41 protein-coding genes and 3 tRNA genes are annotated in these 24,932 nt (G+C 58.2%); 25 read left to right on the top strand and 19 right to left on the bottom strand.

What is annotated here, in order from left to right; translation table 11 throughout:
* Positions 1–35: 35 nt before the first annotated feature.
* From AB4N73_RS07070 to AB4N73_RS07025, 10 genes are all read right to left on the bottom strand, one after another.
* Positions 36–716, bottom strand: coding sequence for a hypothetical protein (locus tag AB4N73_RS07070; protein WP_460143139.1), 681 nt, complete (start codon positions 714–716; stop codon positions 36–38).
* Positions 713–1,363, bottom strand: coding sequence for a recombination protein NinG (locus tag AB4N73_RS07065; protein ID WP_460143138.1), 651 nt, complete (start codon positions 1,361–1,363; stop codon positions 713–715). The genes AB4N73_RS07070 and AB4N73_RS07065 overlap by 4 nt, the downstream gene beginning before the upstream one ends.
* The gene (locus AB4N73_RS07060) at positions 1,354–1,578 is read right to left on the bottom strand and encodes a hypothetical protein (RefSeq protein ID WP_460143137.1); all 225 of its coding nucleotides are present in this window, start codon (positions 1,576–1,578) and stop codon (positions 1,354–1,356) included. Before AB4N73_RS07060 ends, AB4N73_RS07065 begins: the two co-directional genes overlap by 10 nt.
* Positions 1,578–1,976: a recombination protein NinB gene (locus AB4N73_RS07055; protein ID WP_103486694.1), complete on the bottom strand. Its 399-nt coding sequence runs from the start codon at positions 1,974–1,976 to the stop codon at positions 1,578–1,580. Before AB4N73_RS07055 ends, AB4N73_RS07060 begins: the two co-directional genes overlap by 1 nt.
* The gene (locus AB4N73_RS07050) at positions 1,973–2,167 is read right to left on the bottom strand and encodes a hypothetical protein (RefSeq protein ID WP_131671940.1); all 195 of its coding nucleotides are present in this window, start codon (positions 2,165–2,167) and stop codon (positions 1,973–1,975) included. The genes AB4N73_RS07055 and AB4N73_RS07050 overlap by 4 nt, the downstream gene beginning before the upstream one ends.
* A 1-nt stretch (position 2,168) precedes the next feature.
* Positions 2,169–2,975 carry an ATP-binding protein gene (locus AB4N73_RS07045; RefSeq protein WP_460143136.1) on the bottom strand — a complete coding sequence of 269 codons (807 nt, stop codon included), beginning with the start codon at positions 2,973–2,975 and terminating at the stop codon, positions 2,169–2,171.
* Positions 2,965–3,708, bottom strand: coding sequence for a hypothetical protein (locus tag AB4N73_RS07040; protein WP_460143135.1), 744 nt, complete (start codon positions 3,706–3,708; stop codon positions 2,965–2,967). The genes AB4N73_RS07045 and AB4N73_RS07040 overlap by 11 nt, the downstream gene beginning before the upstream one ends.
* 63 nt (positions 3,709–3,771) lie before the next feature.
* Entirely contained in the window at positions 3,772–4,500 is a 729-nt protein-coding gene (locus AB4N73_RS07035) for a Rha family transcriptional regulator (RefSeq protein WP_460143579.1), read from the bottom strand.
* 432 nt (positions 4,501–4,932) lie between these two features.
* Entirely contained in the window at positions 4,933–5,127 is a 195-nt protein-coding gene (locus tag AB4N73_RS07030) for a hypothetical protein (protein ID WP_353187460.1), read from the bottom strand.
* 32 nt (positions 5,128–5,159) lie between these two features.
* Entirely contained in the window at positions 5,160–5,375 is a 216-nt protein-coding gene (locus tag AB4N73_RS07025; RefSeq protein WP_150052258.1) for a transcriptional regulator, read from the bottom strand.
* Positions 5,376–5,484: 109 nt separating this feature from the next.
* Here AB4N73_RS07025 and AB4N73_RS07020 point away from each other — a divergent pair, with 109 nt between their 5' ends.
* From AB4N73_RS07020 to AB4N73_RS07010, 3 genes are all read left to right on the top strand, one after another.
* On the top strand, positions 5,485–6,207 hold the full coding sequence (locus tag AB4N73_RS07020) for an XRE family transcriptional regulator (protein WP_460143134.1): 723 nt from the start codon (positions 5,485–5,487) through the stop codon (positions 6,205–6,207).
* A gap of 16 nt (positions 6,208–6,223) precedes the next feature.
* Entirely contained in the window at positions 6,224–6,805 is a 582-nt protein-coding gene (locus tag AB4N73_RS07015) for a hypothetical protein (protein WP_460143133.1), read from the top strand.
* A 458-nt stretch (positions 6,806–7,263) separates the two neighbouring features.
* Entirely contained in the window at positions 7,264–7,557 is a 294-nt protein-coding gene (locus AB4N73_RS07010) for a hypothetical protein (protein WP_460143132.1), read from the top strand.
* Positions 7,558–7,780: 223 nt separating this feature from the next.
* On the opposite strand, the gene AB4N73_RS07005 is transcribed toward AB4N73_RS07010, so the two are convergent.
* A complete protein-coding gene (locus tag AB4N73_RS07005; RefSeq protein ID WP_460143131.1) occupies positions 7,781–8,071 on the bottom strand; it encodes a hypothetical protein in 291 nt (96 codons plus the stop codon).
* 207 nt (positions 8,072–8,278) lie between these two features.
* Between AB4N73_RS07005 and AB4N73_RS07000 the strand changes: the two genes are divergently transcribed.
* The 12 genes from AB4N73_RS07000 (at position 8,279) to AB4N73_RS06945 (ending at position 13,514) form a co-directional block, all read left to right on the top strand.
* On the top strand, positions 8,279–8,470 hold the full coding sequence (locus tag AB4N73_RS07000; RefSeq protein ID WP_215731547.1) for a hypothetical protein: 192 nt from the start codon (positions 8,279–8,281) through the stop codon (positions 8,468–8,470).
* Between the two features lie 21 nt (positions 8,471–8,491).
* Positions 8,492–8,770 (top strand): hypothetical protein, encoded by a 279-nt coding sequence (locus AB4N73_RS06995; protein WP_460143130.1) that lies wholly within the window; start codon positions 8,492–8,494, stop codon positions 8,768–8,770.
* Positions 8,767–9,195 carry a hypothetical protein gene (locus tag AB4N73_RS06990; RefSeq protein ID WP_460143129.1) on the top strand — a complete coding sequence of 143 codons (429 nt, stop codon included), beginning with the start codon at positions 8,767–8,769 and terminating at the stop codon, positions 9,193–9,195. The genes AB4N73_RS06995 and AB4N73_RS06990 overlap by 4 nt, the downstream gene beginning before the upstream one ends.
* Positions 9,192–9,407, top strand: coding sequence for a hypothetical protein (locus AB4N73_RS06985; RefSeq protein ID WP_024013561.1), 216 nt, complete (start codon positions 9,192–9,194; stop codon positions 9,405–9,407). Before AB4N73_RS06990 ends, AB4N73_RS06985 begins: the two co-directional genes overlap by 4 nt.
* Positions 9,404–9,598 carry a hypothetical protein gene (locus AB4N73_RS06980; protein WP_090283106.1) on the top strand — a complete coding sequence of 65 codons (195 nt, stop codon included), beginning with the start codon at positions 9,404–9,406 and terminating at the stop codon, positions 9,596–9,598. The genes AB4N73_RS06985 and AB4N73_RS06980 overlap by 4 nt, the downstream gene beginning before the upstream one ends.
* On the top strand, positions 9,595–9,720 hold the full coding sequence (locus tag AB4N73_RS06975) for a hypothetical protein (RefSeq protein ID WP_460143128.1): 126 nt from the start codon (positions 9,595–9,597) through the stop codon (positions 9,718–9,720). Before AB4N73_RS06980 ends, AB4N73_RS06975 begins: the two co-directional genes overlap by 4 nt.
* A 156-nt stretch (positions 9,721–9,876) precedes the next feature.
* Positions 9,877–11,034, top strand: coding sequence for a hypothetical protein (locus tag AB4N73_RS06970; protein ID WP_460143127.1), 1,158 nt, complete (start codon positions 9,877–9,879; stop codon positions 11,032–11,034).
* A gap of 7 nt (positions 11,035–11,041) precedes the next feature.
* Entirely contained in the window at positions 11,042–11,803 is a 762-nt protein-coding gene (locus AB4N73_RS06965; RefSeq protein WP_150651045.1) for an ERF family protein, read from the top strand.
* Positions 11,804–11,806: 3 nt separating this feature from the next.
* Positions 11,807–12,424 carry a lambda exonuclease family protein gene (locus AB4N73_RS06960; RefSeq protein ID WP_460143126.1) on the top strand — a complete coding sequence of 206 codons (618 nt, stop codon included), beginning with the start codon at positions 11,807–11,809 and terminating at the stop codon, positions 12,422–12,424.
* On the top strand, positions 12,421–12,663 hold the full coding sequence (locus AB4N73_RS06955; RefSeq protein WP_460143125.1) for a hypothetical protein: 243 nt from the start codon (positions 12,421–12,423) through the stop codon (positions 12,661–12,663). The genes AB4N73_RS06960 and AB4N73_RS06955 overlap by 4 nt, the downstream gene beginning before the upstream one ends.
* Positions 12,660–13,124: a hypothetical protein gene (locus AB4N73_RS06950; RefSeq protein WP_460143124.1), complete on the top strand. Its 465-nt coding sequence runs from the start codon at positions 12,660–12,662 to the stop codon at positions 13,122–13,124. The genes AB4N73_RS06955 and AB4N73_RS06950 overlap by 4 nt, the downstream gene beginning before the upstream one ends.
* 75 nt (positions 13,125–13,199) lie before the next feature.
* A complete protein-coding gene (locus tag AB4N73_RS06945; protein ID WP_460143123.1) occupies positions 13,200–13,514 on the top strand; it encodes a hypothetical protein in 315 nt (104 codons plus the stop codon).
* Positions 13,515–13,553: 39 nt separating this feature from the next.
* Here AB4N73_RS06945 and AB4N73_RS06940 read toward each other — a convergent pair whose 3' ends face one another.
* Positions 13,554–14,555 carry a hypothetical protein gene (locus tag AB4N73_RS06940; RefSeq protein ID WP_460143122.1) on the bottom strand — a complete coding sequence of 334 codons (1,002 nt, stop codon included), beginning with the start codon at positions 14,553–14,555 and terminating at the stop codon, positions 13,554–13,556.
* 47 nt (positions 14,556–14,602) lie between these two features.
* On the opposite strand from AB4N73_RS06940, the gene AB4N73_RS06935 reads away from it, so the two are divergent.
* The 4 genes from AB4N73_RS06935 to AB4N73_RS06920 all read left to right on the top strand — a co-directional run bounded on the left by AB4N73_RS06935 (position 14,603) and on the right by AB4N73_RS06920 (position 17,109).
* Positions 14,603–15,526, top strand: a complete 924-nt coding sequence (locus AB4N73_RS06935) for a DNA cytosine methyltransferase (RefSeq protein ID WP_460143121.1) — start codon at positions 14,603–14,605, stop codon at positions 15,524–15,526.
* A 313-nt stretch (positions 15,527–15,839) separates the two neighbouring features.
* A complete protein-coding gene (locus AB4N73_RS06930; RefSeq protein ID WP_460143120.1) occupies positions 15,840–16,427 on the top strand; it encodes a hypothetical protein in 588 nt (195 codons plus the stop codon).
* A complete protein-coding gene (locus AB4N73_RS06925; protein ID WP_460143119.1) occupies positions 16,424–16,738 on the top strand; it encodes a DUF4406 domain-containing protein in 315 nt (104 codons plus the stop codon). Before AB4N73_RS06930 ends, AB4N73_RS06925 begins: the two co-directional genes overlap by 4 nt.
* Entirely contained in the window at positions 16,735–17,109 is a 375-nt protein-coding gene (locus AB4N73_RS06920) for a hypothetical protein (protein WP_460143118.1), read from the top strand. Before AB4N73_RS06925 ends, AB4N73_RS06920 begins: the two co-directional genes overlap by 4 nt.
* 25 nt (positions 17,110–17,134) lie before the next feature.
* Here AB4N73_RS06920 and AB4N73_RS06915 read toward each other — a convergent pair whose 3' ends face one another.
* Complete coding sequence (locus AB4N73_RS06915) at positions 17,135–17,431, bottom strand: hypothetical protein (protein WP_083386928.1); 297 nt, start codon at positions 17,429–17,431, stop codon at positions 17,135–17,137.
* A gap of 168 nt (positions 17,432–17,599) precedes the next feature.
* Between AB4N73_RS06915 and AB4N73_RS06910 the strand changes: the two genes are divergently transcribed.
* Genes AB4N73_RS06910 through AB4N73_RS06890 form a run of 5 tightly spaced genes read left to right on the top strand, consistent with a single transcriptional unit; the run spans position 17,600 to position 20,272 of the window.
* A complete protein-coding gene (locus AB4N73_RS06910; RefSeq protein ID WP_460143117.1) occupies positions 17,600–18,238 on the top strand; it encodes a hypothetical protein in 639 nt (212 codons plus the stop codon).
* Between the two features lie 49 nt (positions 18,239–18,287).
* Positions 18,288–18,746 carry a hypothetical protein gene (locus tag AB4N73_RS06905; RefSeq protein ID WP_252869369.1) on the top strand — a complete coding sequence of 153 codons (459 nt, stop codon included), beginning with the start codon at positions 18,288–18,290 and terminating at the stop codon, positions 18,744–18,746.
* 51 nt (positions 18,747–18,797) lie between these two features.
* The gene (locus AB4N73_RS06900) at positions 18,798–18,989 is read left to right on the top strand and encodes a hypothetical protein (RefSeq protein ID WP_125926743.1); all 192 of its coding nucleotides are present in this window, start codon (positions 18,798–18,800) and stop codon (positions 18,987–18,989) included.
* A gap of 43 nt (positions 18,990–19,032) precedes the next feature.
* Positions 19,033–19,239 carry a DUF4224 domain-containing protein gene (locus AB4N73_RS06895; RefSeq protein ID WP_056785291.1) on the top strand — a complete coding sequence of 69 codons (207 nt, stop codon included), beginning with the start codon at positions 19,033–19,035 and terminating at the stop codon, positions 19,237–19,239.
* 1 nt (position 19,240) lies between these two features.
* Positions 19,241–20,272 carry a site-specific integrase gene (locus AB4N73_RS06890; protein WP_056785289.1) on the top strand — a complete coding sequence of 344 codons (1,032 nt, stop codon included), beginning with the start codon at positions 19,241–19,243 and terminating at the stop codon, positions 20,270–20,272.
* Positions 20,273–20,354: 82 nt separating this feature from the next.
* On the opposite strand, the gene AB4N73_RS06885 is transcribed toward AB4N73_RS06890, so the two are convergent.
* Positions 20,355–20,441, bottom strand: a tRNA-Leu gene (locus AB4N73_RS06885).
* Positions 20,442–20,931: 490 nt separating this feature from the next.
* Here AB4N73_RS06885 and AB4N73_RS06880 point away from each other — a divergent pair.
* Positions 20,932–21,465 (top strand): GAF domain-containing protein, encoded by a 534-nt coding sequence (locus tag AB4N73_RS06880; protein WP_164488345.1) that lies wholly within the window; start codon positions 20,932–20,934, stop codon positions 21,463–21,465.
* Positions 21,466–21,551: 86 nt separating this feature from the next.
* Here the strand turns inward: AB4N73_RS06880 and AB4N73_RS06875 are convergent.
* The 5 genes from AB4N73_RS06875 to gacA form a co-directional block, all read right to left on the bottom strand.
* Positions 21,552–21,625: transfer RNA gene (locus tag AB4N73_RS06875), tRNA-Cys, on the bottom strand.
* A gap of 46 nt (positions 21,626–21,671) precedes the next feature.
* A tRNA-Gly gene (locus AB4N73_RS06870) sits at positions 21,672–21,747 on the bottom strand.
* Between the two features lie 60 nt (positions 21,748–21,807).
* Positions 21,808–22,368 (bottom strand): CDP-diacylglycerol--glycerol-3-phosphate 3-phosphatidyltransferase, encoded by a 561-nt coding sequence (pgsA, locus tag AB4N73_RS06865; protein WP_041478738.1) that lies wholly within the window; start codon positions 22,366–22,368, stop codon positions 21,808–21,810.
* Positions 22,369–22,400: 32 nt separating this feature from the next.
* A complete protein-coding gene (gene uvrC, locus AB4N73_RS06860) occupies positions 22,401–24,224 on the bottom strand; it encodes an excinuclease ABC subunit UvrC (RefSeq protein WP_095179771.1) in 1,824 nt (607 codons plus the stop codon).
* 2 nt (positions 24,225–24,226) lie between these two features.
* Entirely contained in the window at positions 24,227–24,868 is a 642-nt protein-coding gene (gene gacA, locus AB4N73_RS06855) for a response regulator transcription factor GacA (RefSeq protein ID WP_024012761.1), read from the bottom strand.
* Between the last annotated feature and the right edge of the window lie 64 nt (positions 24,869–24,932).

The raw sequence follows: 24,932 nt of genomic DNA, 5'->3' as shown, positions 1-24,932 counted from the left end.
CGACATGACATTGCAAGCCCTTTTGAGGGACTATTTTATGCCGCCTCGCCTTCCAGCACTCCGACTGCTTCAAGCATGTGTTGCGCCTCGACCAGAGCCTCGTTCACAAGCGACTCCAAGCCGTCCTTGATGGCCTTGTTCCAGCGCTGGTAGGTGCGCTCTGTAAGCCCTTGGGAATCCCAATTCGTCATGTCGTAGTTCGAGTCGGCCAGCACGATCATCTCGCCTGGCTTTTCCTCTGCTACCGCACGCGCATGTTTGTTGGCCCGAGCGACATCAGCGTCTGCTGCCGCGTTGCGCCAATCCCACTGCCCCTCCACCTTGTTCTCCCGGTGCTTCGGCGCCTTGATCTGGGTCACCGCTCGCTGAATGCCCTTCACCTGCTGCGGTACCGCCCAAACGAGAACGGCCTGTTGCGTGAAGCGCTGCGGTGCCGGCGTATTCACCACGGCGACCAGCCGGCCGATGGAGTCGATCTTGCGGCCACGGTGCGTGGTGTACTTCGCGACGAGGGCGTTCCAGTGCCTCGGGGAAAGCTGGGCGTGCAAGAGCTTGTGCACAATGCAGTCAGCCAAAAGCGCGGCATCCTTCCCGGATATCTCGCCCTTGAGCTTGCTGGCCTGCACCCCGGGCTCGACGTTGCATCCGCCGGAACTGTTGATCGTCTCGGCTGCCAAGGCCCGGACTACTGCGGAAATCACGTTGTGGTAGTTCATGCTGCAGCCCTCTTCAGTTCTCGGGTCTTGGCCCGGTATTCGGCGGTGATCGCCTTGAGTTCGTCTACGGTGTGCTTTCGCGGTTCGTGGTCGGCTTCAAGCGCTTCGACGGCCTCCAGGCCGATGCGGGCGATAAGACCAGTTCGGAAGCCTTGGGAGACGGTGTATCCCTTGCGGGCGTGCATGTAGGAGCCTGAGTTACAGGCCTTGCACTGAAGCCATATGTTGGATGGTTCTAAGCGCAGCTCCGGCCGGGCGCCTTTGCCCATGAAATGACCCGCGTCAAATGCCCCTCCCACCTTCCAGCCTTGGGCGGCCAGAATCGATTCCTGCGACTCCCCGCAGCTGATGCAGCCGCTGCCGATGCTCAGCTCATAGGTGCGCCGGTAGTCGCGTACCGCCTTCTCGGCATCCTTGAGGTGATCGCCGCGACTTTTCAGGGCCTCTTTGCGGACCTTGATCTCGCGGCGACCGAGCTGGGCGATCGCCTTACTGGCTCTCTCGCTGTTCGCCGGCGCCATGGCAAGCGCACATTTCGGACTGCACACCGCCTGGCCCAAGCGCTGCGGCGGGAAGCTGATGCCGCACGCTGGGTTCTTGCATTTCTTCGGCTTCGGGGCCTTCTGTTCCTTGAGGGCTACGCGCATGGCTCGGCCTCCTTGGGAACAATCGTCGCGCAAGCAGACCGATAGCTGTAATCGCCGCACACCGCGACCACTGTGTAGTCCTTGAAGCCGAGGCGGAACGTATCACCGCATTCAGGCGGGATGTCCTCGGCAGTTTTGATAATCGCGGTGCCCTTCAGATACCAGGTGGTGATGCACTTGGCGTCGGCAATGGCGAAGGTTTTGTCCTCTCGCATCAGTACCGCCCTCCCCACTTGTCCTGCTCGGTCCAGCGCACGTCATGCTCGGCGCCGAAGGCGTGCATCAGCTCGAACAGATCGCTGAACCACTTCTGCGACTGCTTGCGGGTCGATACGGCCATCACGACGAAGCCACCGTCGAGGCCAGGCTCTGCGCGCTGCTTCTCCAGCGAGGCACTGAAAAGGCACTTCCAGTCTTCACTGGTGAGTTTCTTGCCGTGCCAGATCACCTGCTCGGATACGTCCTTGAGCATTGCCCACATCTTGCGATTGCAGACGTCCGGGCGCTTCTCGTCCTTGATGACCACGATCTTGGGTTTGGTGAAGTCGGTTGCATGGAGGACGCCCATGAGGCGGCTGATATCGCGCTGGCTGCGGATTGCGAACTCGGTCATGGACGTTTCCTCCGAGAGTCTTCACGCATCGGTTCGGTTACGGCCTTCTCGACGCTCCAGCCATACCGAGCGATTCGGCTTTGCGCGACCTTTGGCGGAATCCCGAAGTGCTTTGCCAGCTCGAACACGGTCCCGCGAACACCTCGGACGATGTGACACTGCTCGCGCATGCTCCAAAGTTTTACGGTCATGTCAGAAACCCTCCTTGCCGCGCTGAGATCCCCAATCGAACGGGACCACGATCATTCCGCCCTCGCGCAGGCGATCGACACAGCGGTCACCCATTGCGGCCGGCAACTGGCTGGCTTCGAGGTTGGAGATCACCACCGTGGGGCGCTCCTGCTCGTACCGGCCGTTGATGATTGCGAACAGGGTCGTCAGCTCAAAGTCGCTCGGCTGCTCCTTGCTCACGCCTACCTCGTCCAGCACCAGCAGATCGGGATCGATCAGGCTCGACAAAATCTCGGCCTCGCTGCGTTCGCTGTGCTTGTCGTACGTGGAGCGGATCGCCTGAAGGATTGCGCCGACAGTGCGGTACACGGCCGTGCGAGACGTGTGGTGCAGCAGCTCGTTGGCCATGCCGGCGCCGAGGTGCGTCTTCCCGGTACCGGGCTTGCCGATCAGCACCATGCAGCGACCGGTCTTCAGGATCTCGTCAAAGATCTGCACATAGTGCTGGCAGAACCGGAGGGCTTTGCGCTGGCCGTCGTTCTCGGCCTGGTAGTTGCCCAAGGTGCGAGTGGTGAACCGTTTCGGGATCAGCGCATCGCCCAGCTTGCGAGCGAGAGACATGCGCAGTTCCATCGCCTTGTTGGCCTGCTCGGCAGCCTCGGATTTTTCGCGGGCAATCCGGGTGCACTCAGGGCAGTTACTTCTGAGCTCCCTGCTCAGCACGGAGAAGACCCGCTGCTCGTAGGCGCCGTGGGTTTCGCACTCTGCAGGCTGGATGCGAGTGCCCGGCGGCAATTCTGGAGTGGCTTGGACTGGCTCAGAGCGCATAGCTGCCGTCCTCCCGCATTTTCAGGCCGGAGGTGTAATCGCGATCGGCGAAGCCGGTGTGACGGGATTGCGGGAACGGGTGCACATTGCTGGCGAGCTCGGGGATCTCGTCCTGCCAGCGCTTGCCGTTGAGCCACGTCGCAGGGTGCGGGATGAACTGGCCCCGCTCCTTGGTCCAGTCAGGCGTCAGAACCTGCTTGGCCAGAGCTGCGACCATCAGGTCGTACAGCGCCTGAGTGACCTTGAGCTTCGCCCACGCCTTCTCGGCTTTGTCCTTTCCGACCTTGCGCGGGTAGAGCTTCCAGAACTTCGGGAATAGATCCTCGGCCACCACCGGAGCAGGCGACGGAGAGAGGGAATCAGGAATCAGGAATCCGGAATCAAGAGAGAGGGAATCAGCCGGGAAAGAACTGTTCTTTTCTGGTGCTTGCACCGGGCTTGCACCATGCTCCCCCTCCGAAGCCTCTACGCCGGGCATTTCAGGGATGACGCTCTTCGCCTCTTTGACGTGAGGGTTCTGGTGCTTCGACCAGTTCACGATCTGGATGGCCTTGAATGATCCAACGGTGTACCGCGCGATGAACCCCAAATGATCCAAGTCGGCGAGCATCTTTTCGATGTCAACGTTGTCAGCCGGGAACAGAGCCATTTTCAGGCGGCGCGGGCGATCTTCCAGTGCGCCCTTCCCGATCAGCCTCGGTCCACATGCCAATGAAAAGGAGGCGCGTTGCAAAATCTACTTCAGCCAGGTGTTCGTTCGAGAAGAACCCCGGTTTGATATTTCTGGATCTGGCCATCATGGGTGTCCTTTGCCGATAAGCACGGCAAGCTCAAGGAAGCGATCGACGTACCAGTGAGGTTGCGTCTCGCGCGGGCATTGAGGGCTGGTGAGGTTCTTGCCGTACTTGAGGCCTTTTTCAGTCACGGACCAGAAGTCGACCATCTCGTGTTTGGAGTTCTTGCGCTGGAGTTGCTTGAGGAAGCCGTGGTCGGCCAGCGCACGATTGAAAGCGGCCGGCGCGCAGCGGATGCCGCTGTCCTTCAGCAGCGCTGTGGCAGACTTGGTAGGCATCGAGGAGCCGCCGGTGGCATCGGGCGCGGCGTAGATTGCGTATCCTGGGAGGAAGCTCGACTCCAAGCCGTTGTTCTTTGCGATCTGGGCAAGCATCAGCACCTGGCTGGACGGCGCGGGCTTCAGCAGGCGCGTGAAGCATTCGAGAATTGCCAGTTCCCCCACTACCTTCGTGCCGTTGGCGAGAACAGCTTGGCGGGCGCCATCCTGCTGCTCCAGTTCACGCCAGCGGCGAATCACCTTCATCCGCATTGGCGCGCTGTAGCCGGTAAGCAGGCAATCGGTGTGTTCGCGGTCCAGCAGATACTCGATTTGTTCGCGGTTTTGGCCGTCCAAGTAGATGTGCTCAAAACTGAGTGCATCTGCCTTGAGCTCTTTGAGCATTGCGAGAATGTCGCGCTTGACGTTCGCATGGCGCTTGCCGGTTACGTTGGCGATCTCGCGAGAAGACATTGTGTGTCGCGACACGTTTTCGGAATTACAAAAAGGTGTCGCGGGCTTTTTGAGGGCCTGTACATCATGGTTAGAGGTATGCATAATTCGCCTCACAGATGCTTTTGTTGTATGCAGTAGAAGAAACCACCGGGCCTGGTGGTTTTTTTTCGCCTGCGATTTGGGTTTTGTCATTCGGGGACTTCATCAGCCCCTCCTTTTTCAGTCCCTATTACGGGACCTTGTTGGGCTCGCCTTGCAGTGGGTAGATGCCGGAGTTTTCCGGCGCCTTTTGGCCTGGTCTTCTCGAAAAAGCGCTCCGCTCCAAGCTTTGCGGCATAGTCGTCAGGACTCATTCCTGCGGCCTTTGCCAACCTTTCAAGCTTTTCGTAGAGGCGCCCATCGATCCCATGGCAGATCGTGGTTTCAGGCACATAGCCTCCTTCAGGGCCTTCAGGCCTGCATGTGTTTACCGTTAGCATCCATCTCGACGATGCTCTCCAGCTTTTCCTCAACGCACATGCGCACGAATACAGCGGGCTGCAGCTTGTGAAGACGCGCTACGGCTCTTAATGCCTCATAGGTTTCATCGTCGTAGCGGGATTTGATTTCCCGATCCTTCAGGTGACGGCTGTCGTCGTAGGCCATAGGGGTCTTGCTCCTGGGTGAATGGAAAATGGTTATGCGGCTTTACTGGATTCGTTGGGATACAGGTCGGGGCGCAAGTCATGGCGGGATACGCCGGTTGCCTGCTCGACGGGAATTACACGCTCGGCCGGAACCCGGCCGGTGGCGCACCAGCGCTGTACGTTTTGTGGCGTACAGCCAAGGACGCGAGCGAGGGCCGACTGGCCGCCTGCTGCCTTAGCTGCACGCTCTGCTGCGTTCTGTTCCATAGCGTCCTCGTTAAACTGGTAATTACAACGCAAAGTTACAGCTTTTGAATCGTGACTACAAGTGAGAATTGCAATGCTAGCTACAAGTTCGAGTTGTATTCTCGCGGTCATGACTACTACCTCCTCCCGAATCGCTGCGGCCCGCGAGGCTGCTGGGCTAAATCAGTCCGAGCTGGCGCGAAAGCTCGATGTGAGCCCGCAATCCGTCCAAGCCTGGGAATCCGGGCGAACTGTCCCGAGAAACCCGAAGATCAAAATGCTGAGCGACGTGCTTGGAGTTTCGGTCGCCTATCTGATGGGCGAGGCTGGCCCGCTCGAAAGTCAGAGCCGCACTGCCGACACTTCATTGGGCTCAATCGAAACGTGGGATGACGAGACGCCACTAGGCGACGACGAGGTCTACGTCCCCTTCCTCAAGGAAGTCGAACTGGCGGCGGGCACTGGGCGATTCGCGATAGAAGAAAGCGACAGTGCAAGGCTTCGCTTCTTCAAGAAGGATTTACGCAACAACGGCGTTCAATTCAGCAATGCCAAGTGCGTGACGGTGAGCGGCAACAGCATGATGCCGGTGCTTCGGGATGGCGCCACCGTGGGCGTCAACATGGGCAAAAACTCGCTCGGCGATATCGTCGACGGCGAGATGTACGCGGTGAACCATAACGGTCAGCTGCGTGTGAAGCAGGTTTATCGGACTCCGACGGGCATCAAGCTTCGTAGCTTCAACCACGACGAACACCCGGACGAGAACTACACATTCGAGCAGATCCAAGAGCAGCAGATAGCGATTCTTGGACATGTTTTTTGGTGGGCGATGTACTCCCGCGCGAATTGAATTCAGAGGCTTCAACATGGACGAAGCGGTAAAAGCCTGCCCCTATTGCGCAGAAACGATCAAAGCCGAGGCCATCAAGTGTAAGCACTGCGGTGCTGACGTTTCTTCGCAGGCAGTGGAGTGTGGTGTTTGCCACTCGCGGCCCGACGTGAAACCTCTTACGAAAATCTTAGGCACTCACTGGAAAGTGATTCTGGGTGCCTTCATGGTTTGCGTGACCCTTTGTGCGTTCGTCTACCGCGAGACCTCCGGTAGCTCAGCGGTTCCTGTTCAGCAAAAATCTGTCGCCTATAAGCTGAAGGCGAAAGATCTAATTCATCTCGACATACAGGCTTTCGGCTGCATCACTCCTGACGATTTTGATCGAGCGTATTCCAGCTACACACATGGCGATTATGCGTTGAGCGCTGTTATGGTCACGCGTGGATTATGCTTTGAGCAGATGGATATCAGCCAAAATACCTCATGGACGGTTGTACAAATGCGCGATGACCGAATGGAGATCGAACTGAAGAACGGGGCCGAGAATTCGAAAGCGCCCGGCCTAAGCCGATCTACTTACTGGACACATACCCGATGGGCCTCTCGCGCAAAATAATCTAGTGCCCTACAAAGCCCGCCAAGCGCGGGCTTTTTTACGCCTGCAGGAAACCCTTCCATGCATAACTGCAAAATTAATTACAACTCACGCTTGCACATTACAATTTTCAGTTGTAGATTTGCTTCAACGCCAAAGCAATCCGGCGCCAAGGTCGACAGACCCGCCGCTCTTTAACAATCAGCGCCATGAACGACTACCCGGCCAGTCCGGTTAGGTCACTCCCGGCTCCATCGGTGGGAGGTCAGTAAACCGATGAACAAAACCGCACTTGCCTCTACCGGCGACCGGCGATCCGACAGGCCCGAAAGCCTGCCCACGCGCAGCCCACTGCGACGGCGGACGAGGTGTTGACCGAACTGAGTGAATGACCTGGTAAGCGGGTGCGGAGAAACACGGAATTTTTCACTGATGCACCTGGTGACGGGTGCATTGGGAAGACAACCGAGGACAGGACGATGTGTGATTGCAGAAGCAAGAACGAGGAGCGGCTGACCGAGCACTTCGCCAAACAGCTCCCAGAAGGCGCAACCGGCCTGAAGGTGAGTCTCGGCGGCTACGCGATGATCTTCAGCGGCCCGGTGAGCATGAAGAATTATTCCGAAGTTACGGCGACGTACAGATCCCCCACTAAATGCACCGCCAAAAAGCCGAGCCGTATGCGTGAACAAAAAGAAACACTGAGCCTGCTCGGCAACTACTGCATGTTTTGCGGAGAGAAATACGACAAAGACACGCCTGAAGCCGCGTGAAGCATCACCTCTGCCCGTTCACTGAGCGGGCTTTGGGATGACAACCTGAGATTAGAGAGGTAAACGATGAATGAGGCTCAGATAAAGCAGGTGCGGGAAATTGTTCAAGAGATCGCAAATGAGCGCAGCACCTCATTCGGTGCTGCTCTAAAGGTGGCAATTGGCGTGCTGAGGCTGCATACCCTAAACACGCCAAAGGGGGAAGGCCAGGCTGGCAGCCCCATCAAACCGTGTACAAAAAGGCCGCCCACTGCGCATCTTGAATAACACACACAAAAACCGCTGCATCTTTCGTGGGAGAAAGTGGTTTTGAAACAGACCTAACTTTATCCCTCAATGAAACCACGTCCAGGTTGCTTGTTCCGAAGTAAGTGCCTATCGGCATCGAATATGTTTTTCCATCATCAAATTTAACTGATCTCGAAAAACCATTCGCCTTCATCCCTTCGTGTAGGTCCTCATAACCTTCACCATCAGCCCCGAAAAGCTCAACCCTTACCAAATACTGCGCCATAACTCGTTCCTTGTTTCGACTGTGGAGCTGCAGCATATGGTTTTCCCTCGACTGTGGAAAGTGAGGAAACAGGGAGCCTGCCCCTGTAAAAACAGGCCTTTCCCTACCCCGACACCACTCGAATGCACTCCCCTCCGCGCCCAACGGCAACCAGCGGAGCGGATGAGTGCATCCGAGTTTTGTTGGATCAACCACATGGAGCAAATCATGGCCGAGCAACGAGCGCCGTATCCACGGTCGGCGGACAACGCTGATCAGATGAACCTGCCTGAGGGTAAGACCTGCGGCGACTGCGTGCACTGCAAGCGCTGCACTGCGATGTTCGGCCATATTCCTGCGGATGAGTCTTGCGACTGGAGCCCTTCGCGCTTCCGTGAAGCCGTCCCCGCCACCGCCTAACCCCAAACACTGGAGGTCGTCATGCACAACTGCACTGACACACAAGCAGTTTGCCGAGGTTGCGGGCTCAAGCTGCGCGGCTCGCCTTCATGGAAAGGCGGCCTCGCCTATCACCCTGAGCCGAAAGGTGAAGTCCGCCACTGTCATTACGGCGGCTGGGGCTGCTCGCGCCGCTGCGATATCCGCGCCTGCGTCGAGCTGGAAGGAACCATGCCCGGCTGCGGTGGCGTGAACAGTTACGAGCGGCTTTCCATTTACGCAAAAGAGAGCATTAAGCGCCATTGGCCGGAGGCAGCATGAACGCAGCACTGAAGATTTGTCAGGCCATGCACGACGCGCAGTTGCCTCCGATGGTGAGCGAGAGCGCGCAGGAAGTGGCTCGGGCTGAGTGGCTGTACGAAGCCACCGAACAACTGGTCAGGTTCCGGACGGGCGTGAAGTTCCAGCGCCGGCTGCGACCAGCTCAGGGCGTCACCGTGGCCCAATTCGCCCTTGCAGTGGACGAGCATGCAAACGGACGGCTCGCAGACTGCGAGGCCACCACGGCTTCGCTGGGCTACCTGCTGATTGCCGCCGAGCGCGGTCACGCTGACAAGGTCGCCGCCGCCGAACTCCTCGGCCCAAGCGATCACCCACTGGGCAAGCTCGGTGAAATCGCAGAGGGCCTACTTCGACCCCTTGCCGATGACGCGCTGGTCGCCCAGGCCGAGGACAACGACCTATGAGCAATCAGGTAGCACTGGCCCGGCTGGGCCTTGAGATCGCGAAGATGCGCAAGTCCTGCACCCCGGTGCCGGATCGCACCTTCGTCATGGGCATGATCGAAATGGCAGAGTTCGCCGAGATCATCGACACCCGCACCGCCAATCGTTATCGGGATGCGCTGGACGCCAAGTTCGTCGAGCGCAACACGCATCTGAAAGGAGTTTCGGCATGACAACCCCTCTGGTGAAAACGCTGGTTGATGAGCAGCTCGACGATATCGAGCGCCGCATCGCGATACTCGGCTTCGGCCTGCCCTTCAACGAGGTTATAGGCCGCAAGCGCGAGGATTTGGTCGACAGCCTCCCGCAGCGCCTGTCGGTGACCATGAAAGGCGGACGCATCGCTGTGAGGGCTCGGCCATGAATCTCTTGTACTGGATTCTCGCTGTGATTCTTGTAGCCGGCGCAGGCGCCTACGGCATCGTGAAAGACGGCTCGGGCACTTGCCAGGTGCCGCGCTCCACCACCTACCAAGTATTCCGATGACCAGCCGGCAGATGGCCCGCCGAACGCTGATCTGGCGCGGATCGTTCTCCGCCATCGGCGTTTTCACCCTTCTTATGCTGCTCAGCGCCCTCGCCGACCGCATCACCTCCTGACTTTCAACTTCAAGCGCTGCGCACGTCGCGGCAAGGATTCCCCGTGTCCGCACAACAGCAAGTCATCAAGATTGACGACATCAGCGAAGAAAACGCACCGGCCATCTATGTCGCCGGCGGCCTTGGCCAGTTCTTCGACGCGGTAGCTGCTGAGGTCACCGCCGAGGTTCCAGACCTGACCACTCGCAAGGGCCGCGAGCGTATCGCCTCTCTGGCGGCAAAGGTCAGCAAGTCGAAGACAGCCGTGGAAAAGCCGGGCCGCGATTACCTCAAACGCCTGAAGGAAATGCCAAAGATCGTCGAGGCCGAGCTGCGCGAGTTCGTGAACAAGATGGACGCGCTGCGTGACGCCACTCGCCAGCCGCTGACAGACTGGGAGCAGGCCGAGATTGCCCGGACAGACGCTCACGTCGACGCGATCCAGCAGATCAAGGATCTCGCCATCTTCGAAATAGCGCCAACGTCCGCCCACTTGGCCAACATCATCGCCGACCTCGAACTGCTCGAAATCGGCGACAGCTGGGAAGAGTTCTTGGCCGAAGCCGCCCAAGTGAAAGATCAGACGCTGATCAAGCTGCGCGCCCTGCACGCCGAGCGAGCGCGATACGAAGCTGAGCAGGCCGAATTGATCCGTTTGCGCGCCGAAGCCGAAGCACAGGCTCAGCGCGATCGGGATGCACAGATCGCCCGGGAAGCTGAAGAGCGCACCCGCCGCGAAGCTGAGCAGCGTGCCCAGGCAGAACGAGACGCCGCCGCCCGCCGCGAGCAAGAGTTGCTTGATCAGGCTGCCGCAGCGCAGCGTGCCGCCGAGCAAGCTGCCCGCGAAGCAGAGGCACAGGCCGAGCGTCAGCGCCTCCAGCTTGAGCAGCAGGCCGAGCAGGCTCGACTTGTGGCCGAGCAGGCGGAAGCGAATCGCATCGCCGCCGAGCAACGTGCTGAGCAGGAGCGCCAAGCCGCAGCAAAACGCGCCGAACAGGCCGCAGAGCAAGCGCGCGCCGACGAGCGACGCCGCGCCGATGCAGCGGCTGCCGAAATCCTCCGCCAACAGGAAGCCCGCGAGCAGGACGAAGCACACCGCAGGGCAATCAACCGCGCCGCACTCGAAGCGTTTATCGCCGGCGGCATGCCTGAAGAATGCGCCAAGCAGGCAATCACTCTGATCGCCCAGCGCAAGATCCCCGCCATTTCAATCAGCTACTGAGGTCGCTATGAGCAATCTGGCAGTGACAGAAAAGGTCGAGCGCGTCCCGGCCGTGCAAACCGAATCGGCAACAATCATGTCGATCATCCAGCAGGTGGCGATGTCCCCGGATGCTGACATCGACAAGATGGAACGCTTGATGGCGATGCACGAACGCTACCAGGCGCAGCAGGCGAAACAGCAGTACGACGAAGCGCTGGCTCAGATGCAGGAGGAAATGCCGGTGATCGGCGAACGCGGAGCGATCCGCGACAAGTTCAAGAACGTTCAATCCACCTACGCGCTGTGGGAAGACATCAACGAACAAATCAAACCCGTCCTCGCTAAGCACGGGTTTGGCTTGTCGTTCCGAATTCCACGCACTCAGGGCGGGGTTGAGGTCGAGGGCGTACTCAGCCACCGCGCCGGCCATCGAGAGGTGACGTCGATCTTTCTCCCTGCGGATGTCAGCGGAAATAAAAACGCCGTTCAGGCGGTGGCCAGCTCTGTCAGTTACGGGAAACGCTACACCGCCGGCGCATTGCTCAACTTCACCACCACGGGCGAAGACGATGACGGCCAAGGCGCCAATAAGAATCCCGAACCGCCGAAAGAGCCGGTCATCACCGCTGGCCAGGCCGCTCAACTGGACGCGTTGCTGAAGAAGTGCAGTCAGGTGCTACAGGACAACTTCGCGGCCAAATACGGGTGTGCAGCCAACGTCTTCAAGTCCGAGTTCGATGCAGTTTCAGCGCGGATCACCAAAGCCGCCAGCCGGCCGCAGGAGTAAACCATGCAAATCATCACCGATATTCAGCAAGGCACGCCTGAGTGGCTTGCCTTGCGCCTTGGCATTGTCACCTGCTCGGAGCTGGACAGCCTACTGGTCAACGGAAAGGGTGAAGCTGGATTCGGCGCAGGGGCATTCACCTACATGAACACCCTGATCGGCGAACGCATCACCGGCGAGCTTGCCGACCCATTCACTGGTAACCGCCATACCGAACGCGGCCACGAACTGGAAGGCGCGGCGCGCATCTTGTACGAGGATCGCGAAGAACTGAAAACGACGCAGGTCGGCATCATCCTCAACCACGGCATCGGTTACTCGCCGGATTCCCTGGTGCTTGAGGACGGTCTGACAGAAATCAAAACCAAGCTGCCGAAGCTGCAGGTCGAGGTAATCCTCGGCGGCGAGATCCCGAAAGAGCACATCGCCCAATGCCAGGGCGGCTTGTGGGTGTCGGAACGCGAGTGGATCGACTTCGTCTGTTACTGGCCGGGCATGCCGCTATTCATTAAACGCGCCTACCGCGACGAAGCAATGATCCGCAAGCTCTCGGAGCGGGTGAAAACCTTCTACGAGATCCTTGAGGATCGCATGAACTTGGTACTGGGGATCGCAGCATGATCAGCAACCACCTCAATCTCGTCGAGCAGCACCGATCTGACGCCGAGTCGATCGCTGAGCGAATCGCGCAATACCTGGCCGCTGGCGGGCGGATCGATCAACTGAAAAGCCCGCCGCGCAACCCGCTGCCGCCTCCTCGCTCGAAGAAAATAGACCCTGAAACGGTCCTCAAGCGCCGGCCGAAGCCGATATCGGCCGCTGAGCGCAAGGCTCTGCGCAAAATGGCGGACTCGCTATGAAGTCGAAACGCAAGCCATGCAATCGGCGCGTGCAGATCGAGCGCAGCATGCGGGCGTTGGTCAACACCCACCACGCAGCTGTCATCAACATTGATCCAAGCGGCCTGCAGGTCATGATCAACTGGAAGAACGGCAAGCAGATCCTGTCGAGAGCGGTTTCCGACGCGCTCTGCGATGTCGCGCACCGCTGGACGATTTACATCGCAGGCATCTGCATTCGTCAGGACGGCGCCAAGTACATCAAGTCGATCGATATCAAGCCGGACGGCGTGCATCTGGTGGAAAGACTCTCGGATGTCCTGGAGCATTTCTACGAAGAGGTGAAGGCCGACTGCAATCCCAATCACCGGATCGGCATGGGCTGGCTGGCCGTGCCCGGTGACAGGCCGGTACCAGAAGCGCGGTTGTCAGCGCTGCTGGCTTCGGTCGGCGCCTGGCATCAGGTGAAGGTAGCTGCGTGAGACGTTTCCGCACCCAGCAACGTAAACGACAGACCTGGCTGGACTTGCCGGCCAGCGGAATTGAAGAGGTAGCCCATGGCCAAGAGCAATGCAGATCGCTCAGCGAAAGCCGCGGCGAAGAGAAAGGAGCGCGGCGAAGAGGAAATCAGGCTGCACTGCCTGCCCGGTACTCGCCAAGCACTCGCTGAGCTGATGGCCTGGAGCGGCATCGAGGAACAGGGCGAGGCCATTACCCTGATGATTCACCACCTGCACGGACTTGGCCCGGGCGGCGCCCTTCCACTGCTTGAGCCACCGCCGCGACACGAATACGTGATACCCGAAAACGTGTCGCGGAAACTAAAGCTTGCCTTTGACCGCGAAGCACTTCGTATTCACCACGACAAATAACCCTTAGCCGCGCAGTTCATTTAATCTTGAATGTTCGGATCACCTAACCGACTTTGCAACAGCCCGACATATCTCTAACTTTTGAGTTAGCGCTCTAGAGCTATCGCTTGCTCCTGGATGCAACATACTACCCTTACCCTCAGCGATAGCTGCAACCATCGACAACGCGCTTAAGAGATTGAATAGACGAAGATAATTTTCCGCGGTCGCATAACCGTAAAATAGCCCGTGCGCGATTCCGTGTCGATTTAGAGACGTTGAATCGCTGACGTCACTCGTGTGCTGATAAAGTTTGGTACTAAAATACTCAGATATGCCGTCGTACATCTGAACTCTTTCATGAAACCGGCTCAGTAGCTTGCTATTCAAGTCAGAGGGCAACCAATCGTATCCATCAAACATCATATCCAGCTCTTTTGACTTAAGTCGATCAAATACTCTAAGCAGCTGATGGATATTAACGGCGGCTTCTACGCGCAGCCCCACCTTCACACCAAGAGCTCTGATTATCCCCTCAATACATGGGAGCAGACCAATAATAGCTACGCTATGCAGTCCGATAGAATAAGCTTTAGCTGACTCAATCAGCGTCTGGTGAAAGGTTTCATAAGTTTGCCTCAAGGCCCAGACTCCGCAGATGAGTTCTGCCAAACCATCCGACGGGTACATCCTCCTGAGCATCTCACTACCTATATCAAGTTTGTCCTGATCTGTTCGGGCCGAAAGTATGCGTGACGCATAACTTCCGACGAAACCCATTCCATAATAAGGCGGCACAACTATATCCGCTTGAATCAATGCATCCCGCACCCAAGTCACACCCTGAGAATTTGGCACCTTAGTTAAATCGCGAGGAAAGAAAGCGGTGCCTTCAATTGTTGTAAATCGATAGCCCGGAATCGCAGCAAAATAATTAACATTCACCTCTTCGAGCGCAATGTATTGCACGCCTGAGCTATCTAAGCGATCTATTACAGATTTCACTCCACGCTTAAGCGACTGGCTCCTCTTGCAAAGCCGATACACCTCAGAAAAGTCCATAACCATAACTCTTTACTTTTACGTGAACATACATGTGGGGCCGAACAATGCCAACTGCTATCGATTTGTTCGCCGGTCTCGGCGGATGGTCCACCGGTGCCCGCAATGCAGGTATCGAAGTAATCTGGGCGGCCAACCACTGGCCGGTCGCCGTCGAATGGCACAGCGCCAACCACCCGGAGGCCGTCCACGTCTGCCAAGACCTGCATCAGGCGGATTGGTCGAAGGTGCCCACTCACGACATCATGCTCGCGTCACCCTGCTGCCAAGGCCATTCGAAGGCCCGCGGAAAGAAGTCAGGCAATGCACAGCACGACGCATCCCGCTCGACAGCATGGGCGGTTGTGTCCGCCGCCGAGTTCCACAAGCCCGAAGTGGTGCTGGTCGAGAATGTCGAGGAGTTCACAGACTGGGCACTGTATCCAGCCTGGTCGCAGGCCATGGCAGCGCTGGGCTACATGATCGCGCCCCACGTGGTCGATTGTGCTGACCTTGGCGTCCCACAGCACCGAGTGCGCCTGTTCCTGGTCTGCACTCGCAGTAAATCGCCGCTGATGCTCGAGCTCCACCGGCGCCAGCACGTTCCCGCCGCCAGCTTCCTGCAGTTCGACGCTGGGCGCTGGTCACCGATCGAGAAGCCGGGGCGCGCGCAGGCCACTTTGGACCGGGTGCGCAATGGCCGAGAGCGATTCGGCGATCAGTTCATCATGCCCTACTACGGCAAGGGCTCAGGGCTGACCGGTCGTGATATCAACCGCCCGATCGGCACCATCACCACACTGGATCGCTGGGCGCTGGTTCGAGGCGATGAAATGCGGATGCTCTCGGCAAATGAGGCGCTTGCCGCCATGTCGTTCCCCGCCGACACCCTGCGTCCCGACAACCACAGGCTGACCATGCACATGGCTGGGAACGCTGTTCCGCCCCTTGCTGGCCAGCGAATCATCGAGGCGCTGAAAGCTGCTGCCTAAAGCAGGCTCGCCGCTCTACTCGAATCGATCAGAGGAATAACACCGGAACCCTGCTGAGACGTGATCCAAAGGCGCGCCAGCTCAACGTTAAATCGCCAATTGTGCTGTTTAAACAAGGCGATCGCTGTTCCTGAAATCCTGTAATGCGAGCAGTCAGGGCACGGAATTTCCTCACTATCTGGAAACTTGATCGCCTCGACGTCTTTCCCGCAGATGTAACAGGTCATACCCACCTCCATTGGCTGATCGCTGAACTGTAGCTGATCCCTCACCACCCTCCACCGCCCGGGCATGCCCCGGCATAGGACGCCCCATGCCCACAGAAAACAAACCGGCCGAGCTGCTGCCGACATTGGCGACCGGCGCAGCGCTTGATGCTTCGACCTGGACCGACTTCGTCGAGCGCCTCCGTTATCACTGCAACGGAGCCGGCGTTAAATGGCACCACACAGCGGCCGCCATTTTCACTGTGCAGACCAAGCGGATCGATTACGGCTACGAGATCGACTACGCCGAAGGTCGGGTTGTCCGCCTCGAGGATCGGTCGTGGTTCAGCCCGAAAGAATACTGGGACGACCTCGACGACGAAGAGCGCGCAGAGATCGACCAGGCACTGATGGCTGATCGGGAATGCAGCTTTATGGATCTGGACGAGGACGACCAGTGGGAATATCTCGCCGAGTGCGATGACCACACCGTCACCGGCTGGAACAAGCGCTGGGAAATCCTGAACAGTCACTTCACTCGCGATGCCGCCGAAGCGTTCATCCAGCGCAAGAAGCACGACTACGGCGAAATGCGGGTCTACGTCGAATCGCAGTACTACGCCTGGGAGTTCGAAGCCATCAAGGAAGCGATCCTCGACGGCACGCTGACCTACACGCCGAAGGTGGCCGCATGAAGCGCATCTACCTCAGCGGTCCCATGACAGGCCTTCCCGGTCTCAACTTCCCAGCTTTCCACGCCATGACCGCCCAGCTCCGCGACGCAGGGCACACGGTGACCAACCCTGCCGAGCTCAACCCGGACGGCGGCACCTGGAGCGAATGCATGCGCCGCGACATCAAGGCGCTGATGGATTGCGACACAGTGGCCAGGCTTCCCGGCTGGCACTCCTCAAGCGGCGCCCGCCTCGAAGTGCTGATCGCTGAACGCCTCGGCATGACGGTTGTGAATGCCCATGATCGGGTATCGATGGAGATTGCAGGATGATCGAAGTTAAACGCTACGCACGAATGGGCGAGCTCGTCGAAGCTACTTCCGCCTTGCTCAAGCTTTACCCGGCCATGACTGTTTACGTTCTCGGCGATGACTTCGACCGGGTCACCGCCGAGCGTGACGCCCTGCAGCTCCTGCTGAATGAGCGCGACGAGCAGGTGCATAGCCTGGAGCAGCGGCGCCAGGCAGAACAGCAGGCGTGCCAGGCGGCGGAGCGCGAAGCGGTGCGGTATCGCTTCCTGCGAAAAGTGACGCCCTATCGCTTCAAGAAAATGCAAGACACCGCCACAACTGATGGTGGGGACGTTTTTTATTTCCACGCGGACAGGTTCGACGCCGCTATCGACGCCCTCCTGAACAAGTAACCCCCTCCCCCTTCAAAGTCAGCCGCTATTTCGAGGACGCTGACTTAGGACTCGCACTTCCAGCAGCAGCCAACTGACGAGCTCGGCTTACGCCCCAAGCCATAGCTCTGGTCATTGATTCACCCGGACTTGGGTTAACGGTTTCTTCATGCAACGCCATGCCACCGGAAGCATAAACACCGATGAACATTTGAGTTTCGCCGGTACGAGATAGCCTGACCTGCACGTCGATGTGAGTTCCATTACTGAGAGTTTCATCATGTGTTCGGTTGTGGATCTCGGGATCTGCCCAAGCCCAGAAAATGTCGCCGCGAAGCCTCATACCGCCCTCCTGCCTGTTCCTTGATAGGGGCTTAAAACTCCTCCAAAGATAGACCTGATCGAACGAAGCGCAACGGCGCCGAAGCGGTTACGGACGGCTGGTTTCAATACCTCTACAGCTCCAATTCCCTTGTACATATTTTAGCCGCTATAGCGGCAAGGACGACCCATGAGTCAAATAAAGGAACGGCCGATCCTGTTCTCGGCGCCGATGGTGCGCGCCGTTCTGGATGGCCGGAAGACGGTCACGCGGCGGCCGGTCAAAGTTCAGCCGCGTTCACGTGCCGACATTGGCAGCTACGGCAAAGGCCAGCCCTTCATCCGTAACCCAGACGTCACGAAGTGCAATCCGGAATGCCCCTTCGGAAACCCCGGCGACCGGCTGTGGGTGCGCGAGACCTGGTACTGCGATCACAACGAGGTCATGCGCGGCCCCTACCTCAAACCGGATGACTTGGATGTGATCGAGGCACGCGACGACGGCACGCTGGTGTACGCCGCCGACGGGCTGACCCCATATGAAGCCGATCAGCCAGTCTGGAAGCCAAGCATCCACATGCCGCGCTGGGCCAGCCGCATCCTGCTGGAGATCACTGACGTGCGCGTCGAGCGGTTGCAGGACATCAGCCGCGCCGATATCCGGGCGGAAGGCCTGCAGTGTCCGCCGGAGCTGGCAAGCGATGATGTTTCGCCGAATTACCGAGACTGGTACCCGGAGGCGTGGAAGGAGTTGTGGAACTCCACCGGCGGCGACTGGGACGCAAACCCGTGGGTCTGGGTCGTCGAGTTCAAGCGGGTGACGCCATGATCGCCCTCGCCTGGTTCGCCTACGTGTACTGCTACAAGGGGCCGCGGTGATGAGTGACGCCCCGATTGAGCCGCAGGATTACATTTACGGCGTGAAGGTCGTTCAGATCGAAGACCTGCGCGTAGCCAGAGGATTAACACGGCGCCCAGCTTCCTCCTGCCGACACAAACAATTGGTTTATGACCAAGGAGAGCGGCGCGTCTGGTGCCAAGACTGTGAAGTAGAGGTTGAGGCTTTCGACGCCTTTGTTGGAATAGTCGAGGTTTTCAGCGCCGGCATGACCAAGCTGAATACTCGGCGCCGTGAGCTGGCAGAAGCTGAACAGTTCCAGATCCGTAGCCGCGCCGCAAAGGTGATGGACGAAGCCTGGCGCAGCACGAAGATGGCGCCGCTCTGCCCTCACTGCAATGCCGCAATCCTCCCCGAGGACGTTGCCGGCGGCGTGGCGAAAACATCCAAAGCTTTGGTTGCCGCTGCACGCAAACGCCAGCACACCACCAAGCCCTAACCCCTCCCCCAACTCAAAAGCCTGCCGGTGTACGGCGGGCGAGGAATCCTCATGGCTTTCATTATCCCCACAGCACTCAAGTGCCCGAAGTGCGGCTACACCGGGCACGCTCAGCTTCAGACCACTCAGGCCAGTTATTGCCCTCAGTGTTTCGATGAGTTTCTTCAAAAGAACGTGCCGCGCCTGGTGGTAGATCCCGACGGCAAACCTTTCGATCCGAACAGTCAGGTAGTGAACCTGTAGCTCACACCACCTTCTGCGCGCCACGCGCGGCATGGAGCATCACATGACCATTCAGTTTCTATCGCACGAGGAGGTTTGCGAGCTCACCGGCGCGCGAACCAAGGCAGGTCAGATCCTCAACCTGAAAAAGAACGGCGTCCGCCATACGATTAAAGTGAACGGCTGGCCGAGCGTCACCGCGATGGCGGTCACCGCCGTCGGCGCATTTGAATCAGAAAAGCCCGTATGGAAATCACGTAAGGCCAGCTGACATGGGAAGACGACCAAGTAAACCCGGCTCGATCGCCAGGCTGCGGGAGCGCAAGAAAGCCAGCGGCCGGGTGTTCTACTACTACGACACGGGCGGCAAAGACAGAAAGGAAATTCCACTGGGCAGCGACTACGGCTTGGCGATCATGGAGTACGCGAAGCTTGAGCGTGATCGCACCGCAACCGATCTGGTCGCCAAGGTCATCACGTTCCGCTACGTCGCCGAAAAATACATGGTCGACGTCGTCCCTACCAAAGGCACGGCGACCCAGGCTGACAACAAGCGCGAGCTGAAGAATCTGATCGCTTTCTTCGACGACCCGCCAGCGCCGCTGGAAACGATCGAGCCGTTGCACGTACGCCAGTACCTGACATGGCGCAAGGCCGCGCCGGTGCGCGCGAACCGCGAGAAAGCGCTGCTCAGCGCCATCTGGAATTACGCTCGGGACAAGGGTTATACGTCTCTTGCCAATCCATGCGCCGGCATCAAGGGAAACAAGGAAACCGGGCGGGATACGTATGTCGAGGATGCGCTGTTCAAACGCGTGCACGACAAGGCAGATGTGGGCCTGCAAGACGCAATGGACCTCGCCTATCTGACCGGGCAACGGGTAACAGATACCCGGCTGATGGATGAGCGCGACGTGCGTGACGGGCAGATTTGGGTGTTGCAGGGCAAGACAAAGGCGAAGCGGCGGATCGAGATAACGGGGGAGCTGAAGGTTTTGATTGATCGAATCATGTCCCGCAAGTCAGAACACAAGGTCCGCTCGACGCGGCTGATCGTTACAGAGGACGGCACACCGATGACGGTGGCGATGTTGCGCAGGAGATTCGACTTGGCCAGGGAAGCGGCCGGCGTGCCGAAAGCTGAATTTCAGATGCGCGACTTGCGCGCCAAGGCGGGTACCGATAAGGCCGAATCCAGTGGCGATATCTTGCAAGCCAGAGATCAACTTGGGCATACGACGGTGGTTATGACCGAGCAGTACATCCGCAATCGAAAAGGCAAAAAAGTCATGCCTACCAAGTGAATTGCGGACCAACTCCAGAATAGCGGACCAGAAACAAACAAGGGTTTGCATCAGCTTTCGCCCGCAAACCCTTGATTTAAGATGGTGCCCGAAGCCGGAATCGAACCGGCACGCCCTTACGAGCGGGGGATTTTAAGTCCCATGCGTCTACCAGTTTCGCCATTCGGGCGGTAGCGCGGTATTGCTCTGCTCAGCCTTGCGGTTGGATCCTGACAGGATGACCGCTTGAAAAGCCGAGCGGGGAATATATACATCACGTCCCGGTGAAGCAAGTTTGGAGTGCGCGATTTGAGAACTAAATATCGCTGACCGCAGAAAATCAAAAAGCCTCATAAATCAGGGAGCTACGGAGTTTGCTTGAAGTAGAGGCCGAGGTAACTGGCAAATCGCAGCAACCAGACTGGAAATTGTGGCGATAAACTCAAAAGATTCAGATGCTCACCATCACCTTGGCTGCACGGGTGACAGATGTTTCATCGATTGAGATTATGAGCAGGCAACCCAAGTCTGGACGGGATGTCTACGCTAAAGGTTGGCGCCGAAATCAATAATCAAAGGGTATCAGCACGCCCCCCTTCAACCACGATCACGCCTCACAGAACGTCACCAGAGCAGAGCTCAGGGATGTACAAGCAATCAGGAGATTTGATTCCATGCAAATGAGTGACACCGTTCTAAAAGCGTCTTTAAGCCAAGAGGAGCGCTCGGCGATCGCCGAGATCGAAGCGACCACCAATATCCTGCAGCTTGTCACCCGCCTGACCGGTACACGCTTTGCCGGAATCGCAAAATTCACGGAAACGGAATGGATCGTCTGTTCGGCATACGATCCGATTGAACTGGGAATAAACGTAGGCGATACGCTGGATCTGGAAACTACGCTCTGCAGTGAGTTTCGACGAAATCCTCAAGCCCTCTTCCTTCCACAAATCAGCAAGGATGGACGACTGTCGTCACGTCCTGTGGTGAAGCAGTATTCAATTGAAAGCTACGCAGGCGCGCCTGTTTTCCTGCCGGACGGAAGACTCTGGGGTGCCCTATGTGCTCTGGATTCAAGGGCCGTTCTGTTTGATAACCCGGATCTTGCGGACACACTGACGTTATTCGCACGCCTTATTGGCTGCATCTTTTTCTCGAATCTGACGGTGGAAGGTGCCAGCCATATCAAGACCGGGGCGTGTCTGACTGAGTGACCCTACTCAAACGATGCGGAACACCACACTTTTCCCACAAGCAACAAAAAACCCCGTAGATCATTGATCTACGGGGTTTTTGATAGTGGAGGCCGAGGTCGGAATCGAACCGGCGTAGGTGGATTTGCAATCCACTGCATAACCATTTTGCTACTCGGCCTCAAAGTATTTGCTGTCAGTAGCGCAACAACAAACACTGTACAAATTGGAGCGGGAAACGAGACTCGAACTCGCGACCCCGACCTTGGCAAGGTCGTGCTCTACCAACTGAGCTATTCCCGCTTGGTGTGGCGCATTCTATAGAATTAAGAAGCCCCGTCAACCCCTTGATTCAAAAAACTTTTATTTCTTTTCTACATCAGTCTTCAGGTGCGGCCAGGCGGCGCGAAGGTATTGAACCATCGACCACAGGGTCAGCCCTGCCGAGACGATCAGCAGCGTATAACCGAGCACGACCCAGAAGCTCAATGCCTTTGGATGAGCCAGCAGAATCACCAACGCGAGCATTTGCGCCGCTGTTTTCCATTTGCCGAGATTGGAAACGGCCACCTGTGCCCGGGCGCCGAGTTCGGCCATCCATTCGCGCAGCGCCGAAATCACGATCTCGCGACCGATGATGACTGCTGCGGGCAGCGTAAGCCAGAGATTGCCGTGTTCCTGCACCAGCAAGACCAGGGCAACAGCGACCATCAGCTTGTCGGCGACCGGATCGAGAAACGCCCCGAACGGTGTGCTTTGCTCCAGTCGGCGCGCCAGATAACCATCGAGCCAGTCGGTTGCAGCCGCAAAGGCAAAAACCGAAGCGGAGGCCATGTAACTCCATTGGTAAGGCAGATAGAACAGCAATATGAAGATCGGGATGAGCAGGACGCGTAGAACGGTAATCAGATTAGGGATATTCATCGGCACAACTGGCTACGAGGTGAAGGGGCATTCTACTCACTATGCAGGTTCGCATAAATCGACTCAGCGAGCTTTTTACTGATCCCCGGGGCTTTGGCGATCTCTTCGATGCTTGCACGAGACAGCTCCTGCAATCCACCAAAATGTTTCAATAGGTCACGGCGGCGCGTCGGCCCTACCCCTGCGACACCCTCAAGCGTCGAGGTTCGGCGGGTCTTGCCGCGACGGGCGCGATGCCCCGTAATTGCAAAGCGGTGTGCCTCATCGCGGATCTGCTGAATCAGGTGCAACGCGGGCGAATCGCCGCGCAAGGTGAACTCGTGCGCTGCATCATTCAGATACAACGTTTCGAAACCGGCCTTGCGCGTGGCGCCTTTGGCGACGCCCAACAGGATCAGATCCGGCACGGCCAGTTCGTTGAGCACATCGCGGGCCATCGACAATTGGCCCTTGCCACCGTCAACCAGCAGGATGTCCGGCAACTTGCCCTCTCCGTCCTTGAGTTTGCTGAACCTGCGGGTCAGCGCCTGGTGCATGGCCGCATAATCGTCGCCGGCAGTGACGCCTTCGATGTTGTAGCGGCGGTAATCCGACTTGATCGCGCCTTCCGGCCCGAACACCACGCAGGAGGCAACCGTCGCTTCGCCGCTGGAATGACTGATGTCGTAGCATTCCAAACGTTGCGGCGGCTCATCCAGATTCAGCACTTCGGCCAGCGCGTCGAATCGCGCGGCGGTGTGCTGACGGTTGGCCAGACGCGCGCCCAACGCTTGCTCAGCGTTGGTCACGGCCAGTTGCTGCCAGCGCGCACGGGTACCGCGCACCCGGTGACTGATGGCCAATTCGCGGCCGCGCAAGGTATGAATCCCTTCGATCAGCGCTGGAAAATCTTCGTGAACCACATTCACGATCAGTTCGCTCGGCAAATCGCGCTCGGGGCTGCTGATGTAGTACTGGCCGAGAAACGCCGCCATGACTTCGGAAACGTTTTCCTCGATGCCGACCTGCGGGAAAAAATTCTTGCTGCCCAGCACTCGCCCGCCGCGCACGCTGATCAGGTGAACACAGGCGCCGCCGGGGTTGACGAATGCGGCAATAACGTCGATATCGCCGGTTCCGCCTTCCATGCTCTGCTGGTCCTGTACCCGGCGCAGCAATCCGATCTGGTCACGCAATTCGGCCGCGCGCTCGAACTCGAGATTGATCGCTGCCTCTTCCATCGCCATGGACAGCTCGTTGGTCAGCGCATGGCTGCGACCTTCGAGGAACATCACCGAGTGGCGCACGTCTTCGGCGTAGACGTCAGGCTCGACCAACCCCACGCACGGCGCCTTGCAGCGTTTGATCTGGTATTGCAGGCACGGACGGGTGCGGTTCCTGTAATAGCTGTCTTCGCACTGACGGACGAAAAAGGTTTTTTGCAGGATGCTCAGGCTTTCGCGTATGGCACCGGCACTCGGATATGGGCCGAAATACTTGCCCTTGGCCTTTTTTGCCCCGCGATGGATACTCAGGCGCGGAAACTGCCCGTCGGAGAGAAACACGTACGGATAGGATTTATCGTCGCGCAGCAGGATGTTGTACGGCGGGCGCCACTCCTTGATCAGCGTCTGTTCCAGCAGCAGCGCTTCGGTTTCGTTGGCGGTGATGGTCGTCTCGACCTGAGCGATACGGCCGACCAGTGCGGCCGTCTTCGGCGCCAGCCCGGTCTTGCGAAAGTAGCTCGCCAGACGTTTCTTCAGGTTTTTCGCTTTGCCGACATAGAGCAGGCGCGCTTCGCTGTCGAACATGCGATAGACGCCGGGCCGACCGCTGACGGTCGACAGGAAAGCACTGGAATCAAATTTCTCGGTCATGGTCAGGCGCTGGCATCCACCATGCCGTGACGCACCGCGAGCAGTGTCAACTCGACGTCGCTGCTGATCGAAAGCTTCTCGAAAATGCGATAGCGGTAGGTATTCACGGTTTTCGGCGACAGGCACAACTTGTCGGAAATGATCTGGACCTTCTGGCAACCGACAATCATCAACGCAATCTGGATTTCCCGCTCGGACAACGCATCGAACGGCGAATCATTGGTGGGCTGGAATGATTTGATTGCCAACTGCTGAGCGATCTGCGGACTGATGTAACGCTGCCCGGCGAAGACCAGACGAATGGCCTGAACCATTTCCGGCAGACCCGCGCCCTTGGTCAGGTAACCAGCCGCCCCGGCCTGCAGCAAACGCGTCGGGAAAGGGTCTTCCTCGCACACCGTAACGGCAACCACCTTGATGTCCGGGTGGCTGCGCAGCAGCTTCCGCGTGGCTTCGAGGCCGCCAATGCCGGGCATCTTGACGTCCATGAGCACTACGTCAGGCTTCAATTCACGGGCCTTGATCAGGGACTCTTCACCTGACTCGGCCTGACCCACCACCTGCAGGCCATCGATATCGGCCAGCATTCGTGTAATGCCTGTGCGAACGAGATCATGGTCGTCGACCACTAGCACCCTAATCAAGCAGACACCTCGCGATATGGTCTTATTGGGATGCCGGACACCTTAGCAAAAAGTGCCAGACAGA

This window comes from Pseudomonas sp. S3_B08 (assembly GCF_054667725.1).
Note: the sequence above shows the minus strand (reverse complement) of the source record. Positions and strands in the feature narration are given on the sequence as shown.